Source organism: Chitinophaga sp. LS1, assembly GCF_034274695.1.
Lineage (GTDB): Bacteria > Bacteroidota > Bacteroidia > Chitinophagales > Chitinophagaceae > Chitinophaga.
The window spans coordinates 3556578-3575295 of the sequence record NZ_CP128362.1 but is presented as its reverse complement, the minus strand read 5'-3'; the positions used below and the strand labels follow the sequence as shown (position 1 = coordinate 3575295).

At 42.1% G+C, this 18718-nt stretch carries 14 protein-coding genes; 5 read left to right on the top strand and 9 right to left on the bottom strand.

All coding sequences use genetic code 11. From position 1 onward, the window contains the following. Window positions 1-9: 9 nt before the first annotated feature. The 4 genes from QQL36_RS14895 to QQL36_RS14880 all read right to left on the bottom strand — a co-directional run bounded on the left by QQL36_RS14895 (window position 10) and on the right by QQL36_RS14880 (window position 7307). Window positions 10-2145, bottom strand: a complete 2136-nt coding sequence (locus QQL36_RS14895) for a S9 family peptidase (RefSeq protein ID WP_321570131.1) — start codon at window positions 2143-2145, stop codon at window positions 10-12. Window positions 2146-2301: 156 nt separating this feature from the next. Next, window positions 2302-2799 carry a hypothetical protein gene (locus tag QQL36_RS14890; RefSeq protein WP_321570130.1) on the bottom strand — a complete coding sequence of 166 codons (498 nt, stop codon included), beginning with the start codon at window positions 2797-2799 and terminating at the stop codon, window positions 2302-2304. Between the two features lies 1 nt (window position 2800). After that, window positions 2801-3781, bottom strand: coding sequence for a hypothetical protein (locus QQL36_RS14885; RefSeq protein WP_321570129.1), 981 nt, complete (start codon window positions 3779-3781; stop codon window positions 2801-2803). A 427-nt stretch (window positions 3782-4208) separates the two neighbouring features. Continuing rightward, window positions 4209-7307, bottom strand: coding sequence for a glycoside hydrolase family 2 TIM barrel-domain containing protein (locus QQL36_RS14880; protein ID WP_321570128.1), 3099 nt, complete (start codon window positions 7305-7307; stop codon window positions 4209-4211). Window positions 7308-7444: 137 nt separating this feature from the next. Between QQL36_RS14880 and QQL36_RS14875 the strand changes: the two genes are divergently transcribed. Continuing rightward, a complete protein-coding gene (locus QQL36_RS14875; RefSeq protein ID WP_083720557.1) occupies window positions 7445-7777 on the top strand; it encodes a HopJ type III effector protein in 333 nt (110 codons plus the stop codon). A gap of 34 nt (window positions 7778-7811) precedes the next feature. Here QQL36_RS14875 and QQL36_RS14870 read toward each other — a convergent pair whose 3' ends face one another. The 5 genes from QQL36_RS14870 to QQL36_RS14850 form a co-directional block, all read right to left on the bottom strand. Then, on the bottom strand, window positions 7812-8297 hold the full coding sequence (locus tag QQL36_RS14870; protein ID WP_083720559.1) for a DUF2004 domain-containing protein: 486 nt from the start codon (window positions 8295-8297) through the stop codon (window positions 7812-7814). Window positions 8298-8423: 126 nt separating this feature from the next. Further along, window positions 8424-10979: a glycoside hydrolase family 31 protein gene (locus QQL36_RS14865; protein ID WP_321570127.1), complete on the bottom strand. Its 2556-nt coding sequence runs from the start codon at window positions 10977-10979 to the stop codon at window positions 8424-8426. Between the two features lie 118 nt (window positions 10980-11097). Beyond that, the gene (locus QQL36_RS14860; protein ID WP_321570126.1) at window positions 11098-13233 is read right to left on the bottom strand and encodes a DEAD/DEAH box helicase; all 2136 of its coding nucleotides are present in this window, start codon (window positions 13231-13233) and stop codon (window positions 11098-11100) included. Window positions 13234-13235: 2 nt separating this feature from the next. Next, on the bottom strand, window positions 13236-14549 hold the full coding sequence (locus QQL36_RS14855; RefSeq protein ID WP_083720566.1) for an ATP-binding protein: 1314 nt from the start codon (window positions 14547-14549) through the stop codon (window positions 13236-13238). Continuing rightward, window positions 14550-15926 (bottom strand): tellurite resistance TerB C-terminal domain-containing protein, encoded by a 1377-nt coding sequence (locus tag QQL36_RS14850; RefSeq protein ID WP_321570125.1) that lies wholly within the window; start codon window positions 15924-15926, stop codon window positions 14550-14552. 178 nt (window positions 15927-16104) lie between these two features. Here QQL36_RS14850 and QQL36_RS14845 point away from each other — a divergent pair, with 178 nt between their 5' ends. From QQL36_RS14845 to QQL36_RS14830, 4 genes are all read left to right on the top strand, one after another. Beyond that, window positions 16105-16584 (top strand): hypothetical protein, encoded by a 480-nt coding sequence (locus QQL36_RS14845; RefSeq protein ID WP_321570124.1) that lies wholly within the window; start codon window positions 16105-16107, stop codon window positions 16582-16584. 773 nt (window positions 16585-17357) lie between these two features. Continuing rightward, window positions 17358-17897, top strand: coding sequence for an RNA polymerase sigma factor (locus QQL36_RS14840; protein ID WP_179090972.1), 540 nt, complete (start codon window positions 17358-17360; stop codon window positions 17895-17897). A gap of 28 nt (window positions 17898-17925) precedes the next feature. Next, the gene (locus QQL36_RS14835; protein WP_083720574.1) at window positions 17926-18201 is read left to right on the top strand and encodes a hypothetical protein; all 276 of its coding nucleotides are present in this window, start codon (window positions 17926-17928) and stop codon (window positions 18199-18201) included. Beyond that, complete coding sequence (locus QQL36_RS14830) at window positions 18194-18676, top strand: hypothetical protein (RefSeq protein WP_321570123.1); 483 nt, start codon at window positions 18194-18196, stop codon at window positions 18674-18676. The genes QQL36_RS14835 and QQL36_RS14830 overlap by 8 nt, the downstream gene beginning before the upstream one ends. The last annotated feature ends 42 nt before the right edge of the window (window positions 18677-18718 follow it).

Below are 18718 nucleotides of genomic sequence, written 5' to 3'. Positions count from 1 at the left end.
ATATTATGATTATAAAAATCTACTAAAGAACTCATACGTCCTTAACATCTGATCTATCCTTTGCCGGTTATCCCCACTCCTCACCAGCTCATGACTTGCCCCCGGATGCCGTACATACTCCACCTGCTTACCCAATGTATTCAGACTCTTAAACAACATCTCACTCTGCGATACCCCTGTTCTCAAATCATTTTCCCCATGAAAGATGAGCAAAGGCGTTGTAATATCCTTCACATAGTTGATAGGCGATTGCTCTTCCAGCACCGCTTTCACACTATCCACATACGGAAACCCGCCAAAGTAATTATCTAACATCTTCCCCGCATTTCCCTCTCCAAAAAAGGTTTTAAAATCATACACTCCACGTTGACAACTCGCTGCTCTGAACCGGTGATCATGCCCTACTATCCACGCAGTGAGATACCCTGCATAAGACCCGCCACTGAGAAAACGTTTTGTCGTATCAATCCATCCCTGTGCCTCTGCTTTTGTAAGCGCCGTCAGCACATCACTGGATGGCCCTACCCCCCAATCACGATAATTTGCTCTCATAAACTCATTGCCATAGCCGCCCGAACCTCTGGGATTACAATAGACTATGCCAAAGCCTTTTCCACAGAAAAACTGGAACTCATGCCACATACTCGCTTCACCAGGTCCCCACATAGCAGAAGGCCCTCCATGCATATCTAATAGTACCGGGTATTTCTTTTGAGGATCAAAATTCACAGGCTTCATCACCCAGTATTCCACAGTCAAACCAAGATTGTTGGTAAAGGTGAATTTTTGAGGAATAGACAATTCCCGCTCACTCAGCCAACCTGTATTGAGTTGGGTGATCGCTTTCTGAGATTTCCCATTCAGATCGGAGATGAAAACTTCTGAAGGGTCCATGATCCATGTCTTTGAGAAGATCAGTTGATTGCTACTGATATCAAATTCAAGGATCCCTTCATCTTCTGTAGTGAGCTTCCCGACTTTCCCGGTTTTTACATCTGCTTTGTATAAACTGGTTCCACCATTATTGAGAGCCGTAAAGTAGATCGTCTTCTCATCTGCAGAGAACTTCGTCTTTCCTTTTAAACGATCCAACGGAATACGGACAGGAGCTGCTAATGTAGCTAATGGGCAAATCCACATCTCCCCTACATCTACTTTCTTTTCTGTAGTGCGCTGAAACACCAGCCATTTTCCGGATGGAGATACTGTTTCTAAAAAATAGGAAGAATCCTGTGCATGTAATAACTGTGTCAGGTTATTGCCATCTGTACCTACTGAATAGATCTGCACCTCCTTTGTATCATCCGGATGTTGATGGGTTTGCATATTAGCAGATACCACTATCTTGTTATTCCCCGCAAAAGCAGGATTTTCGAAAGAGAAGAATCCATGCGTCAGTTCTCTCGGTGTAGCACCGGCAGTCGTATCTATGATAAAAACATGCGACAGATGCACTTCCGGATCCACAGCGGTCTCACCCTGAAATTTAGAATGGGTGATGACTTTCGCTTTTTTATCTTTGGCATTATCATACAGATACGCCCTGACTGCACGAAGGTCGCCATCGGGGTTAGGATTGGTGGTATCTGTCAATAAATCTTCATTATGAGCAAAACCAGGTGCGCCATCATTCCAGGAAGGCACCATTCTGCCTGGGTTTAAGACTTTATCATTTACTAATTCCTGCAGGGAGATTTCTGTTGTGAATACAAGCTGCCTGCCATCAGGGCTCCAAACCGGGCCACCGGCACCATATACAAAATCAGTCAACTGGCGTATCTTGCCGCTGGTAGTGCTGTAAAGAAAAATTTGTGGTTTACCTTTGACTGCTTTTACAAAGGCTATCGTATTGCCCGAAGGGTTGTAGGCCGGGGAAGAAGTAGCCCCTGTATCCAGCAACTGTGCCTGGCCGGCAAGGTCGGAAATGTACACCTGCTTCAGGTAGGTGTAATCCTTTTTCTTTGCTGTATCGGGGATAATGCTGGTCACAGTGTAAACAGCATGTTTTCCATCGGGACTTAACTTCACCTCCGATGCTCTTTTTATCTTGAGCATGTCTGTGACTGCGATGGGTTTCTTTTGGGCAAAACCTGCATGGATAGCAGTCAAACAAAGGATCGTTTGGATGGCCGTTTTAATGTTCATAAGCGATTTTGGTTGTGTGTTGTGCTTATGAAAAATAGGCAATAAATATAATAAAACAAAGGAAGGCCCATTTAAGGGCATGAAATAATTATTCAACGAACCAGGTATTTACCTTCCGCTATCAGTAGTATCAATAAAGTCTTAACCATATCTTTATTAAACCCCTACCTCCGCACGCAGTGTGCTCGTAATCTTTTCAGGTAATCTTAAATTCCGTGCATAGTTAGCCATCGCCTTTTCTTCTCCATGAGAAAACACCCCATTCTTCACACATTTCTTCAACGCCTTCTCATACCATATCCTCCCCACCCGTTCATGCAATTCCTGCACTTTCTCATTGCTCAATCCTAATATCCCCTGCAAATGCTGTAAGCTATTATCGTCCTCATACCCTACCTGATGTTTCCTCAAAATGAAGTTCAGATATGCGGCATAAAACTCCTGCATATTCAATGGAAACATTTTGTTGATATCTACTTTATACTCCACCCCAATTTTCAAAATCATCGCTCTATTGATCTGCTCCATCGGTGTAGTCGCCAGTAAATTATTCACCGCTATAATAGCATTCTCATCCGGCTGCTGCTTAAACAGGCTTTGCAGAAAACTTTTATTTACTAACGGTACTATCTGATAAGGAGGTTGTGTCGTCATGCTATTCATATTTTCTGGATGTTTCATATTCAGGTTCCCTTCCACATACACCACCGTGGTGCGAACAGGTGCCCCGTCCTGTAGAATAAGAGATACTGCCATCACAACACCTCGTCACATATCCGGTTACTTTCTTTATTTCAGGATTGATCTTTTCATGTAGCGTATTGGCTTCTGCACTGCCCAATTCCATTGCTTTTCTTAAATCTTTTACCGCCTCCTCATCATCTCCGAGCTTGTCATAACACAAAGCACGCTGATACAGCATAGATACATCGTTAGGATGGTCTATCATGAGCACTGTCAGAATATTCAGTGCATCATTATACTTTTTAGATTTCATGAGCCTGGACACACTTGCTGTTCTGGCTTGCTCAACAGCACGGTCTACCTGGGCTTTTTCTTCCGGTGAAGTGGCCAGTGCGATAGCATGATCATATCGTTTGTCAATTTCATCGAATGAGATATTGGCTATCTTATCCGGATTATTCAACAGCACCAGGTCTTTACTTAAACTGTCTTTGCGAATGCTATCCTGCACCATGAGCAGATGCTGCGCCTGCGCCTGAGCAGGGTCCTTTTGGGGAGACGCCTGTTTTTCTACCGGTTGCTTTTCCGACGCTTCAACTACTGCAGGTTTACCTCCTGCTTTTATATCATCAGCACTATTTACGATGAGTATAAAAGAAGGTATCAGCAACAAGCTATATACTGCCGCTTTTATAATAGATGTAAAAGTGAAACGTAATTTCCACTCTAACCACCGGTGTACAGGCAATAACAGCCCTGTAGCCATGATAAAGAACAATATGGCCAATGGTGGGTGAGGAATACTACCTAATGCCAGCATATACAAGAATACCGCACCAGCTGTAGTGAAAAACTTTTTTGCAAAAGATGTTTGATCTGTCGTGTGTCCGCTTACGAAATATTCAGGTATTACTTTCGCATTATCAGGGATCAGGTTGGGAATATATTTCATAACGCGTTAAATTTAAATCTTAATTCTAATAAATATGTTAATAAGTGGTTAACGACCAAAATTGATCTGGCACGTGAATGGTAACCAGTTTATTATGAAAGCAATAATCTTACTGGGCACGCTCAAGCATTGCGGACTCTCGAATACGGAGGTATTATGTCTGTGTTGTGGGAAGGGCAGGCAAAAGGGAAGGATACATCAAGAGATGAGTTGTGGAAAAGTATGAAGATGAGTATGCTTCTCTGACTGATAAAATGATCACACAATTAAAAAGGTATACATCGTAAATCAACTCAGCATTAAAATAAAAGAGCGTGTATCGAAATTTGTATACACGCTCTTTTAATTCGGATACCTTGATAGAGCGAGGTTCCTATTATGAGGTTCTAAGGAGTTTCATTTATTTATGACAACCACCTTCTAAATTTTAAAAGCCATTCTTAATTGGCGTGATCATAAATGTAAAGTGATAATCCTGGTAATGCAGGAGGTACTTTTCGAGCGGCAGCCTTCCCCAGCTGTCGATACCTCCCAATCCCATCTGTGCTTTATCAATACATATATTCGTGATTGGTTCTGGTTGTAGTAATTCACTATGACGCTGATGTTTTTTATCTCCATCGTCCAATGCATCTATTGAATAATTTAATGCAGATATAGAGAATGTCGTATCACTGGAAAAACGTAACCCGTTTCCTCCCACCGTTATTTGATTCCACCAGCGTACATCTGTTTTGGTACCTGTCTCCTGTGGACGGATGTAATGATAGAACTGTTGATCCACGGTTTGTGAATATACACCCAGCTGCGCTGCACTGTTTCTATCGCTATAATTTTCCCCCGGACCACGGCCATAATATTTTATGTGATCAGCATCTTTAGGCATTTGCAGTTTCATACCGAAGCGGAACATATCTGATACTTTCGCACTCTTATCTGCTGTCAGGTCTTGTGTTACCTTTATAGCCCCTTCATTAGAGATCTCATAAGTAAGTGACAGTTTTCCGGATACAGCCGGCATATCGTAGCTGGCCTGAATGGTAATAATTCCATCTTTACGTTGACTATTAAAAGAAGTCAGTTTCAATTCAGGGTTTTTCCACACACGGAATCGATGCTGCAGCCCTGCTCCGAAGTCATTATCTGTCGGTGCACGCCAGAAATTAGGAGACAGGTATGTACCTTCTTTCAACATAGACTGGCCTGCGATCACATATTGATTCAGAAAGCCATTGTGCCTATCGAATTCAATGTGTATTTTATTGTTTTTAACAATAAGGTAATTTTCATCATTATCCTGCACATGCAGTGAATCTGCACGATCATTCCCTGCTAATGCGTAATTGAAATTATAACCAGAAATATTCAATTGGTTTTTCGCCACTATAAATCCTGCCGGAAGCAGGGTTTCTGCTTTTTTCAATTTGAAGCTGATATTCAATAGTACTTCTTTCCCTGAAGGAAGATCATAATCCAGGTTGAATACTTTTTTCTGGTGAGGGGGTACATCGAGATTCAAAAGAACGCCTGACTGTAATTTTTCTCCATCTGCCAGCAACTCCCATTCAGCATAATAGTTATCCAGATTACGGAAGAAATTTTCATTGTAAATCGTTACCTGTCCTTTTGACAAGTCTGCCGCAGATGCCCAGATATTCTGGTAAAAGTAACCTACTTCATATGCATGCGGATTAGGTCTTCTGTCAGGAGAGATGAGACCATTATCCAGGAAGTTGTTATCAGAAGGATCATATTTATTGAAGTCGCCACCATAGGCGTAAAAGGTATGACCCTGAGCATTTTTTATATGTAGGGACTGATCTACCCAATCCCATATAAAGCCACCCTGGTACTTAGGATATTTACGCACCAGTTCCCAGTATTCCTTGAAATTACCTTCTGAGTTACCCATTGCGTGTGCATATTCACATTGGATGAGCGGTTTATTGATATTACCCTGGCTGTATTTTTCAGATGCTGCCGGAGATAAGTACATCGGGCAGTAGATATCTGTAAAATCGTTCGTGCCGGCTTGTTCAAATTGTACAGGACGGGTTTTGTCATCTTCTTTGATCCATTTGTAGCAGGCTTCGAAGTTTGGACCGAAACCGGCTTCATTCCCCAACGACCATATGATCACAGCAGGATGATTATAGTTGCGCTGTACATTACGCTCATTCCGTTCCAGGTGTGCTTTGGCATAAGCAGGATTTTTGGCAAGGGTCTTCTCGCCATATCCCATACCATGGGATTCAAGATTTGCTTCTGCCACCAGGTAAATACCATATTGATCACAGAGGTCATACCAAAGATTATCGTCAGGGTAATGACAGGTACGGACTGCATTTACATTTAACTCTTTCATCAAACGAATGTCTTCCATCATACGCTGTGGAGATACCGCATAGCCAAAGTCAGGATCCATTTCGTGACGATTCACGCCCTTTATCAATACTGGCTGACCATTGACAAGCAGCTGCGCATTTTTGATTTCAACCTTACGGAAGCCTACCTGCTGGCGGATCACTTCCGTTACTTTATCTTTTGTTTTCACTGTTACTAAAACCTGGTACAGATAAGGATTTTCGGCTGACCACTTTTCGGGGTCATTCACTTTCAATGAAAGCTTTTGCAAACCTGTACCTTTAGATTGTGTACTGGTCACCAGGTTTCCTTTTCTATCAAATAACTGTACTTCGGTCGCTGCATCTCCTTTAAGTTGCAGGTTTACGAGCAGGCTGGCATCTTTGTACTGATCATCTAATTCAGGTGTAATCCTGAGATCTTCTACATGTACATTACCTCTTGCAAAGAGATAACAATCCCGGCCTACACCGGTGAGTCGCCAGAAATCCTGGTCTTCCAGATAACTACCATCACACCAGCGGAATACCTGGAAAGCGATCAGGTTAGGTTGGCCAGGCCTGAGATATTTAGTCAGGTCAAACTCCGATTCGAGCTTGCTGTCTTCACTATAGCCTACATATTGACCATTTACCCATAAGTACATATTGGAAGTAACAGAACCGAAATGAGCGATAATCTGTTTTCCAGACCAGGATGCCGGCACTGTGATTTCTTTGCGATAAGAGCCAACATGGTTCTTTTCTGCAGGAACGACAGGTGGATTCAGAGGCGCCTGCAAATGCCATGGATATTCGATGTTGGTATACATCGGATCACCATAGCCGTTCAATTCCCATATACCGGGAACTTGCATTTCTTTCCATCCCTTATCATTAAACCCTTGTTTGAAAAAGTCCGTCGGACGTGCATCGGCGTCAGGTACCCAGTTGAATTTCCAGTAACCATTCATGGTAAGGAAGTTCGCCGAGTGCTCTTTCACGCCTTGTCTGGCGAGGCTTTCATTTTCATAAGGAAAAAAGTTTGTATGCATTGGCAGGCGGTTTACCGCATTGACATTTGGGTCCAGCCATTCATTAGATTGCGCATACAGATTGTGAGGTTGCAGAGAGCAGCAAAGCAGGGTTGCAATGATGGCTACTCCGTTGAGACCGTTTTTCATATTTAGTATTATTATATTGGCATGGCGATAAATATAATAAAAGTATTGGTTAGGCCATAGTCGAAAGCGATACTTTTAGTTATTTATTAAATTACCGATGGGATTGAGTTATTGGAGAAATTTATATTTTTGAGGGTATGAAAGAGCAATTGTTAAATAAATTAAAGGAGAATTCAATTTCATTTAAAGACGTGATTGAGTTTATTGAAGCGGGGTATACACATCAGGCTACGGCTTTTAAGAATGGAGATGCGTATAATGAAGCGACACAGAATCAGGGGAGTGCAAAGGTGTTTGCGTTTGCGCAATTGAATGGCTGGAGTAAGGAGGATACGCTGTTATTGTTTGCAGAACATTATCAGGCGGTATTAGGACATCCGGAAGCTACGGATCATCAGAATATCAGGCAGTTTATGAAGCATGGCTGGGATGGGATAGGATTTGAAGGGACGGCGCTGATAGCGAAATAAATCAGGGAGGGTGTCTGGCAGACACCCTTTTTTTTTAACTTTCTACGGTGATGTATGAAAGGTCACCGTCTTCGTCGGTCGTGATGACTAGGATGTAATTTGTAAAGTCTTCGCCGAAGGTATAATTATATACAGCAAACTGATGACTATCCGGGTAAAGGACTATCCGGATTGGATGGATCTTCTTTAATAATTGCTCGTCCAGGTCATCTGTTGCGTTGACGCCCAGTTCCTCGATTTCTGACTCTTCTTTGTGAAATTCAAAATAGAAACGGACTCCATCTTCAGCGTCTTCATCTGAATAATTTTCATCGATGAATTCTTTGGTTTTTAATAAGTGATCATCAATATTATCGAGATATTTCTTCAGAATTTGTAAACTGGAGAGTTCGATACGCTTATCTGCAAAGTTCAGCTCTAGTTCAATATCGTGGCCAGCTAACCTAATTTCTGTATCATAACTATTTTCAAGCACGTCGGAGTCAATGGATCCAAAGTAGGGTAAGGTGAATTGAGGCATTTGACAATCTTATTTTTTGAAAAGATAGTCAATCTATTTTAAAAAATAAAAAGGGTTCATGAACGAGATCATGAACCCTTTTTATTTCTAATATCTGTTTTCTTTTAGCTTTACATATATATCTTTTTATTTACCTGCTTCCAGTGGCGCTGTTATTTTTCTAAGTGTGTTTGCATCCACCCCGGGATAAGCTTTCATTGTTTGTATACAAGGGAGAATTTCTTTATTCAATTTCTCAACCAATGCTACTGTTTGCTCAGGATGATAATTGATCATACCTGGAATAGCAGACAGCGCCAGGATACAATCTGAAGTATTTGCTACCCAGTCTATCCTGGCAGTTTCATACTTCATATCTTCTGTAGATTGTGATAAGCGGGATAATATCAACGCTGCTTTGTAGAGCAGGTCTTCTTTTCCTTTGCCTGCAGCATCAGGTATTACTTTTACTTCGATCTGTTCTGCACAGGAAGTAGCAGGGATACTTATAGTAGCCATCAGTCTGTCAGCTGAATATGTATAGGTGGCAGGCTGGCCATTGATAGATATACTGGCAGGTGGATAGATAGAAGGATATTTTATTTCGTAACTTCTACTTGCAGACATTCCTTTATAACTTCCTTCGCGGGGAGAGATCGTCAATACCATCGCACCATCCGCAGCCACTACATTTCTGATAGCAGTAAAGCTGTAACCTTTGTCTTTGTATTCTTCAGAGTTTCCATCATCTTCATACAACTTCGTAGCACCGCTACCACCAGGGATTACAGTCAATACCAGCGTGTCAGATTGCTTTTGCAGGTTTTTAATATTTCCATACATCGGAATAATACTTCCTGCTTTGATAAATACTGGTACCTGGTCCAGCGTATATTTATTTTCTACAAATTTGTTTCCTGTGATCAGGCCACCGGAGAAATAATCGAACCATTGACCGGCAGGTAACCAAACCTTTTTGCCTGCAAGATGTGTGATGCTATCTGCTTTTGCAGTAATTGGCGCCACGATCATATCACCGCCGAACATGTACTGCTCTTTGGCTGTATAAGCTTCCGGTGATTCAGGATAATCATAGTACATAGGACGGCAGATGGATACACCTGAATCAAAGGCTTCGTGTGAAGCCGTGTAGATATATGGATTTAGTGCATACCTGAGCTCGTAAGCTTTCAGCATCATTTTATAGTGTTCAGGGAACTTCCAGATCCTACGTTCGTTGAAAGCACTCTTTGAACAGTGTGTTCTGAATATCGGGCTAAATGTACCAAACTGTATCCAGCGGAGGTACAATTCAGGATCAGGATTATCGGCTACGTGACCACCGATGTCATGACTCCAATAGCCATACCCTACGTTGCCTGCAGTGGCTGTAAAGTATGGCTGGTAAGCCAATGACGCCCAGGTACTGCGGCTATCGCCAGAGAAACCGATCTGATAACGATGGTTACCTAAACCACCCCAGCGATGGAATAAGAGTGGTCTGCCACCTTCTCTTTGCTTGTCGGTGAAGAAGGTATAGTTTAACCACCATGTATTGCTCAGGCCTTTCAGGTTGCGGTTTTCCAGCCATTGCTGCCAGTCGAGCCACCAGAAATCAATCCCTTGTTTTTCGATAGGATGCAGCACGCTGTCAAAGTAAATTTGCGCCCATTTTTTATCTTCTATTTTGAAAGGGATATTTTTCTTGCCGGTGGTATCAAAGTCATAAGCTTTTGCGAAGCAATTATACTGTGCTTCCATAGGAGCGATACCGGAAGCCGGGTGCAGGTTCAGAGCGGTTTTCACACCACGCTGATGTGCCCAGGTTAGAAATTCTTCCGGTTCAGGGAAGAGGTTTTTATTCCAGGTATAACCTGTCCATCCTGTAGGTTCGCCCATCATATCTCTTTTCCAGTCTTTGTTAAGTCCCCAGGTATAGTGCCAATCCATATCGATAATCAGTACATCGATGGGGATATTGTAGGTGGTGAAGTCGTTGAGGAGACCTCTGAGTTCAGTGTCAGAATATGTCCAGTACCGTGACCACCAGTAGCCGAATGCATATTTAGGTGGCATGGGGATCTTTCCAGCTATACGGGTATAATCGTATAAGGCTTTCTTATATTCATGCCCATAGCCGAAGAAGTACCAGTCTTGTTTGTCACCTTCATTTCTTGTGGTGGCCCAGTTCCAATCTTTGTCACCGTCGAAGAGGAGTTGATTGGAATCGTCGATCAGGGTCCAGCCACTTTTAGAGAGGAGGCCATCTTCCAGTTTTGCATCACCGTCAGTTTGATCGAGGGTGCGTGTGGTGCCTTTTAGATTTAAAGAATCTTTGAGACCGGGTACCCAGTCAACTTTACGACCGTTGAGGGTGAAAGTAATCTTCAGGTTGTCTTTGGAAAACTTGCCTGCGTTCTTTTTGTAGCGCAGGGTAAGATGGGTCGTTTTTATTTCGAGAAATTCGCCTGCTTCCTTTTTTTGGAAAGGGGTGACAGGGAGGTTTCTGTTGATAAAAACGAGAGAGGCTTTGTCCTCAAAGGCGGCTTTTTCATTCCATTCCATGCGGATGAGGCTGGGTGTGAGAATGGTAAAACGGGCGGAGCCGATGGTCACTTGTGAAGCCGGGTTGGCGACAGGATTTTGAGACCGGGCGGAGAGGGAAAGCAGTAATAGGAAAATTGAGATGAGTCTGTAATTCATATTCATGACTGACGCGGAAATAATAGTAAGGCGGGAAGATAGGGAGATTATTTTGGGAGGGGAATGATGGTAGTCAGCGGGTTGGGAGATAGTTGTCCTAACCCGCTGGAGGAGGGTGTCAGGATTCGGGGAGGGTGTGAGTTTGGGAGATGTGAACGGAGGATAAGAAATCCATGGCGGATTCGAAGTTGAAGCGTTTATCTCTTACTAATTGCACCTGGTATTTGAGTGGGAGATAGCTACCGAATTTTGAAAATGCAAGCATGAGGGGCTCATTCTGAACAGCGCTCTCCAAAACAGATGCAAGTTGGTCATAAGCCTTCATTGCTTTTTGAATGATTAATTCAAAGTCACCGGCCTTAAATTCGAACATGCTTTCATCTTCCCTCAAATTGTTTTTAATATTAGCGGCGTCAAACAGAAAAGCCAGGCTACGATTGGTTTTGGTGCCCTGAAAAGAATACCAGTACATCTCCTTGATCTGTACTTTCAAAGGGCGATCCGTTTCCAGATTTTCAATTGTATATAATTCAAAATCCAATTTTAATTGACGAATTGCTTCTTTTGCATCGTCACTAAGGTTTGGCATCTTTTCTTCCCTCACCAGCAAGCGCAGCATCTGTTCGCGGATTTTGGGATGAATATCAGCACCAGAACCGGAGAATAAAGGCTTCTTACCATCCATCGCAGGAACCACGGTTATTCGCTTTGCGGGCAGATCTACATCTACTATTTTCCAGATTCTGGCTGCCAACAGCATATTGTTATTAACTACGATCTGGGGAGAAAAGGGGACTTCTCCTATAGGCTTATCCTGACACCGGACTTTCAACAAAGTATCAGTTTGGAATACGCTATAAAAGTCTTTAGTATTGACGATCTTCTCCCCTTCTATCGCTATGATCAGCTTACCGCCTATAAATTCAAGCAGATCTGTTTGGATCAGATGGAGTAATATTTCCTTGATCTCATCGACTGTTATGTATTTAAATGCTGTATTGATGGATAATCTATGCACCAGTTCTTCCTGTGTACATTCCGAAAGCTGACGAACTAAAGCCAATGCCTGATGTAGTAAGATATCATAAGGCTTTTCAGTATATTCAATTGGTTCTACAAACCCTTCCCCTTCAAATAAAGTCATGCAGGCAACTGACTGTAACAGGCTCCACGGATCAGTGGCATACAATGACAATTTACTTGTTTCATTTCCTCTTCTACCACTTCGTCCGATTCGTTGAATCAGGCTGGCGATTGAATGCGTAGCATCTATTTGTACTACTTTATCTACAGAGCCAATGTCGATACCTAATTCCAGGGTAGAGGTACAGGCTATAGTAAATGGAAAACGAACATTGTTCCTGGCGAATTCTTCGATGTATTCGCGCAACTCTTTATGAACGGAGGAATGATGCGAAAAGTAATAAGGGTGCCCTCCTACTTTTTGTGATATCTTATGCAGTTTTACAGCGACTTCTTCTGCCAGACCTCTCGCATTGGGGAATATGAGCACTTTATTATTGCATACATTCAGATACAGATCTTTGATTAAAGCGAGTGGTAATTCTGCTCCCTCCTGTTTGAAATATCTGAATTCCGTTTCTATTTCCTTACTTGTGGTATCACGTAAGATCTTCGTTGTATTTTCAGGACCTGCCATCTCCTTTGCCTGTTCATAGCTGCCAATGGTAGCGGACAAGCCAATTACACGGACATTGCCGGCATTTAATTCACGTATCCGAAAAAGCAGTGACTGCAATTGTTTTCCCCGATCCGTTCCTAAGAAAGCATGTATCTCATCAATCACAATAAACTTCAGATTACTGAATAACGCCTTGGCCTTATAAGCCGCATTCACCAACATCGCCTCTATCGACTCAGGAGTTATTAACACAATTCCCCCCGGATCATTTACCAGCTTTTCTTTCAATGTGCGATTTGCTTCTCCATGCCACTTGGTCACTGGTACATCGAGATGTTTGCATAGCTCTTCTACACGGAAAAACTGATCGTTTATCAACGCTATTAAAGGAGAAATATACAATACCTGCACTCCCCGTTCATTAAAATTCACCTTGGAAAGAATAGGCAAAAAAGCAGCTTCAGTTTTTCCAGAAGCGGTACGGGAAGCAAGAATCAGGTTATCTTCAGATTGTAATACTTTCTGAATAGAAGCGGATTGAATGGGACGTAAACTCTCCCACCCCTGCTCTCTTACATACCGCCGAATCGGTTCTGATAATAGTTCGTACACGATTATAATTCTTCTATATCAGCTAATAAGGTTTCATTTGGTCTTTCATCCTTCACCTGTATATCTCCAAACAACTGTTGCTTGTTAATATTCGGATTCTGACGGATAATGCTCAATACATTCAGAAAATCGCGAATCACTTCACGTGGTGTCAGGAACTCATTCGCACCCGGCTTATTATATAACTCTTCCATAAACAACCGAACATCCTCATCACTCACATCCATCGTAATGTTATAATTCAATTCAAAGACCGCCTTCAACTTCTTGAGCAATACAAAGATTTCATTATTATTCAGCGGCATCAACCTGATTACCGGCTGCGCAAAATCGCGCACCAACTGGTTTTCAAATTTATTGGTTTCCAGTCTTGATTTTAACGCCTGATAACTGAACAACCCTCTTCTTGGATTCTCCAGGAACTCAGCCGTACCGGCAAAGTTGATAAACAGGTTACTCACCTTACCCTGGAAACAATCATTATAGATAGAGAGGATTTTTTCATAATTCTTTTCACGCATCGCGGAGGTGGATATCTTGTACAAATTGATCGCCTCATCCAGATTGATCATAAAACCACTATACCCGATACTTACAAACAGCTTCGTGAAATTCTTCAGCATATCATAATAGTTCAGGTCATTGATAATCTCCCGAACACCTAATTCCTGCCTTGCTTCAACCTTTGTTTTATATTCTCCTTTCAGCCATTTCAATGCATTTCTTCTCAGCTGCTCATCATGCCTGATAAAGCCCTCATAGTATTTCATGATCACATGCGCAAAATCAAATCCACCTACTTCTGTGACTTCATTCACCGTCTTCAGAATATTCCGCTGAATCAGTTCTATATATTGTTCATTGCGGATTTCAGTAGGAGATATTCCATTTTCCTGCGCAGTATTGATCATGATCTGCTCGATCCATTTATCCAATAAGGTAGGCAATGCACCGCCTTCAGGCTTCGTCTGGATAGCGATGTTATCCATGATAGCTGAATACAATACGACTGCTTTTCCATCATTTGCATATAGACGGTTATCAGGTGTAAAGTCCGCATTTGTCACAACGAATTTCTGTTTCAGGGCAACGGTATTCAGCAGGTGCATCATAAAAGACTTACCCGATCCAAAATCACCTATCCAGAATTTCACAATGCTGTGGCCATTTTTCACATCTTCCAGCGCATGCAGGAAAGCATCTACTTCTGCTGAACGACCTACGGTGATATGTTGTACACCAATCTTTGGGACTACACCACCTAATAAGGAATTAATGATTGCAGTTACTTCTTTGGGCTTAATATTCAATGACATTTAGGAGAGTATTTGTGTATAATAATTAACATTGATAGTATATTGATCGTCATCTTCTTCGATGAGCACATCATCCAGTACTTCGTAGCAGGTTTCGTTGATACTGTCGAGCAACTGGTTTTTGAACAGACCTTTGCCCAGTGCAAATGCTTCTACATCACTTGCGCTCACCTGGTAGTCATCAGGAAAGAGTTTTAAGAACTCGACCTGTAGCGGGCTTAAAGGGGTTGCTGACTCGGGTAATGGTTCCTTCTCCGGTTCGGGAATGAAGATGACCTCTTCCTCCTGCAGGTAGCCATTTAAAGTTTCGACAGTAATACTGTGGGCTTCGGTGACCATCTGGATCTGCTCGTGATCCAGCTCAATTCTGCGTCGTTTGGGCTGGCAGATCTTGTCTACCTGGATCAATGCCCTTACCAGGTTCTGGTCATTGATCAAACCATTGACGATGGTCAGGAATTCGGCCAATTGGGATTCATCTGAAAAGAGCTTTTTCTGGATGGATTTATTTAGCTCTTTCTGATCAAATTTGGGCGACTTGAGGTCGTGGTAAATATAATGGAGGTAAAATTTAAGCGTTTCTGGTTTGTCGTATGGGGCCAGGAACCGGGCAGCTTCGTAGTAGATGTTTTCCCTGGCGGGATTGCGCAGGTTCTGTGTTCCCAGGCGGTAGAGTTCTTCTACTGTTTTATCCTTTGAATAAGCAGCGGTGATCTCATTCATTCTGTCTTTCCAACGGGTGGTGGTGGCGGCGTTTAGCTCCAGTTCTATCTGCTCGTCCGTTTCCCCGATAGTAGGCTGCAGGTAGGCCACGATTTCGTCTACCAGAGGACCTAATTTACTGTTAAACTGGTCTTTGGCTGGGGTGCTGTAGCTGGTATACTCAGAGGAGATTTTACGTTTATGTCCCCAGGCGGTTCTTACAATGGCTTCTGCCTTTTTATAGATGGTATAAAACGCTTCTGCCTCGGCTGCCTGCTGGATATACATATTATCGTATCCGATGAAGTATTCGGGAGATTGTAACGATTTTTCCCGGATACGGGTGATTTCCTGTTCCAGGCTGCTTTCTTCCTTTTTCAGGCGTTTATTGAGTGCCTTTACGGTGAGCAGGAAAAGCTTGACGATGGCGATTTCACAGCCTTCAATGCTGTTAAAGGCGTTGCGAAAGCAATAGAATGTATTGAGCCATTTAATTTCGTCCGGGCTGAGGTTCAGTCGTGTTTCGTATTTTTTGCCCAGCTTGATGTCTTCCAGGTATTCCGGTTCTTGTTCCGGTCCGGGTAGGTTGCTCTGGGTCGGGATTCGAAGATCCGCGGGATTGACCATGTTTGATACATCGATCACATCCTTATCGGGATTTTGATAGTTCGCCATAGAGGAACAGATATATGGGATTATAACATGACAATTAATTGTCGTCAGTACGAATGTGCATTTCAAGTTAAGAAAAAGCTGTGTATTTTAGGACTGATTCCTGTTTTTTTGTTCAAAATAGTACAGCCCGGTAAATTTTGTATTGTATTTTCACAGATATTAAAACCCACATTTTGTAATGAAAACGACCCTTTCGATTTTATTGATTTTTATTTGTTCGCTGAATGGTTTTGCACAGAAAAAATGGATGTCAGAGGTTCCCAAGCAGATCATTATTGTAAGAAGTACTAAAAGCTATGAGGAGGCATTGACGGCGGCGAAAGATGCGGCAAAGAAGCTAGGGAAGAAATTGGATTTGCGGGAGTTGAGTCCGAATGCGAAGACAGGATTAACGCTGAGTGAGGCAGCGTGTAAGACGGGAGGAAGTGATGAGAAAGATTTCCCTTATTATCCGGCGAGGGGAGATGGGAATGCCGACAATGATGATTATATATCAGTGGAATATTCAAATGCGTATAAGCATCTTTCGGGCGGATATTATATAGTGGTGGCAGGAATACAGGATGTGGAAGCGAAGAAGTTATTGGCAGAGGTGAAAGCGGTGTTTAAGGATGCATATGGGAAGCGGACGATGGTGTGGTATGGCCCGATGGATTAAATGATTTTTAAGGAATACAGTTGAAAAATATTATAAATGGAACATTGAAATTACCCAGAAACCACCATCCGTAAAGGGTTTTATTACCCCAAAAGGTAGGTGGCAGGTCGAATAATCCTTTTCCTGGCTAAATTTTTTCTGAAGGCCAGGTAAGATCATGAGAGGCTACCTGAATCTTCTGCAGCGTTCATTCAGGTAGCATTCATAAATATTCTTCTAAAATGAGTCGTTCAGAAATTTAAACATGTTCTTAGGGTACAAAACAAAGGGTTGTCCAAAATAAATTAATAAGCTGGTTAAATATCTCGGCTATCAATGAAGGCGGTTTTAATTGAGCTTTATACTTATAAATATACACAATAGCATTTTAAAACTACGAATGTGAATGGTTTATCTATAAGGTGATCAAAAGGTCGTTTATTGGCATTAATAGTAAGTATAAGTTTTCGGGGTTTAACCTAATTCTTAAAGTAGCGTTTGAAATATTATAAATCTGGTACTCACTCAATATTGATCTTACGCCTTCGGCGGTTGATCTTTTCCCGCCCACCATTACTGGTGGTGGTTCTGAGGCAGGCTAAGTAAAAATGAAAATGAGTCAGTACCATCAATTCATGTTTTTAAATTATTTGTGTAAACACCTTGATTATAATGCCAAAATACATTAAAGTTCCAGCTGAATTTTACCTTCGATACATATTGGCGACCATGAAACATGCGCCGGCCCGGGCATTGGGGGACTATAACTTCAAACAGGTTTAATGGTTCCTACAATGGATAACAGTACTTTCAGCCGGATATATAATGAATATATTAGCATGGTTTACAACCTGGTTCTTCATTATGTATCCTGTCATGAAGATGCACAGGATATTACACAGGATGTTTTTATTAAGATCTACAAAAATTATCAGTCGCATAACCCGGAGATTGCCAGCCTGAAAACATGGATATACCGCATCACCGTTAACCAGTGTCTTGATTTTCTCCGCAGCCGTAAAGCCAAAAAACGATTGGGATTTATCATTTCTCTTGTAGGCAACGAATCAGCTAAACCATTGAATGAGGCGATCCATTCCGTACATCCTGGCATAGCAGCGGAAGACAAAGATGAATTGCAACAACTTTTAAGCCTGGTGAACAAACTGCCCGACAAACAGAAGACTGCATTGATCCTTGCCCGTATTGAGGACAAGCCGCAGCAGGAAGTGGCCGAAATTATGAATATAAGTGTAAAAGCCGTGGAGTCGCTGCTTCAACGTGCCAGGCAAAACCTTGAAAAAAAGTTGAAGAAGGGAGAAGGATCAAAATGATTTTGTCGTATCATTTAATTAACTAACCATGAATATTGAAAACAAACTGGACAAACTGAAAAAAATAAGGCAGGTGGAGGCCCCGCCTTTCTTATACAACCGCATCCTCCATAAAATGGAGCAGGGGACAGAAATGGTTGCTCCAATAAAGTGGCGATTAACGTTTGCGCTGTTATCCGTCTTAATCATTCTGCTGAATATTACTATACTTATAAGATCAAAGGGACAGAACAATAGGAGTAGTATGGAACAAGTGGCAAGCAGTATGAAATTATCCACTACAAATGAATTTTACGATGAGTAAAATAAAATTACTAAGCATTGCGGTAGTTGGCCTGCTGGTATTAAACCTAGGAACGCTTGCTTTTCTTTTTTTTACCAGACCCTACCCGATGGATGAACCAGAAAGAAACTTCCACCGGGATGGTCCCAAAAGGATCATTATCGAACGGCTGCATTTCGACAATGGGCAGGTGGCTCAGTATGAAATGCTGATAGCGGCCCATAGAAAACGGATCGGCGAGTTGGACGATCAGATCAGGCAAGCAAAGAATTACCTGTATTCTTCCCTTGCAGAAGTATCAATATGGCAAAGGGATTCCCTGATGGTAAGGCTGGGAGAACTTCAGCAACAGGTTGAATCAACACACTATGAACATCTTGTTGAAATAAAAAAACTATGCCGGCCCGAACAACTACCCTATTTCAAACTACTTTCAAGAGATTTTGCAAAATTGTTCCGGCCTGGAAAAATAATTCCGCCACCGCCGAAGGATTGATAAAGGAATGACGTATAAGGATGTATTGTAATAATAAGCCTG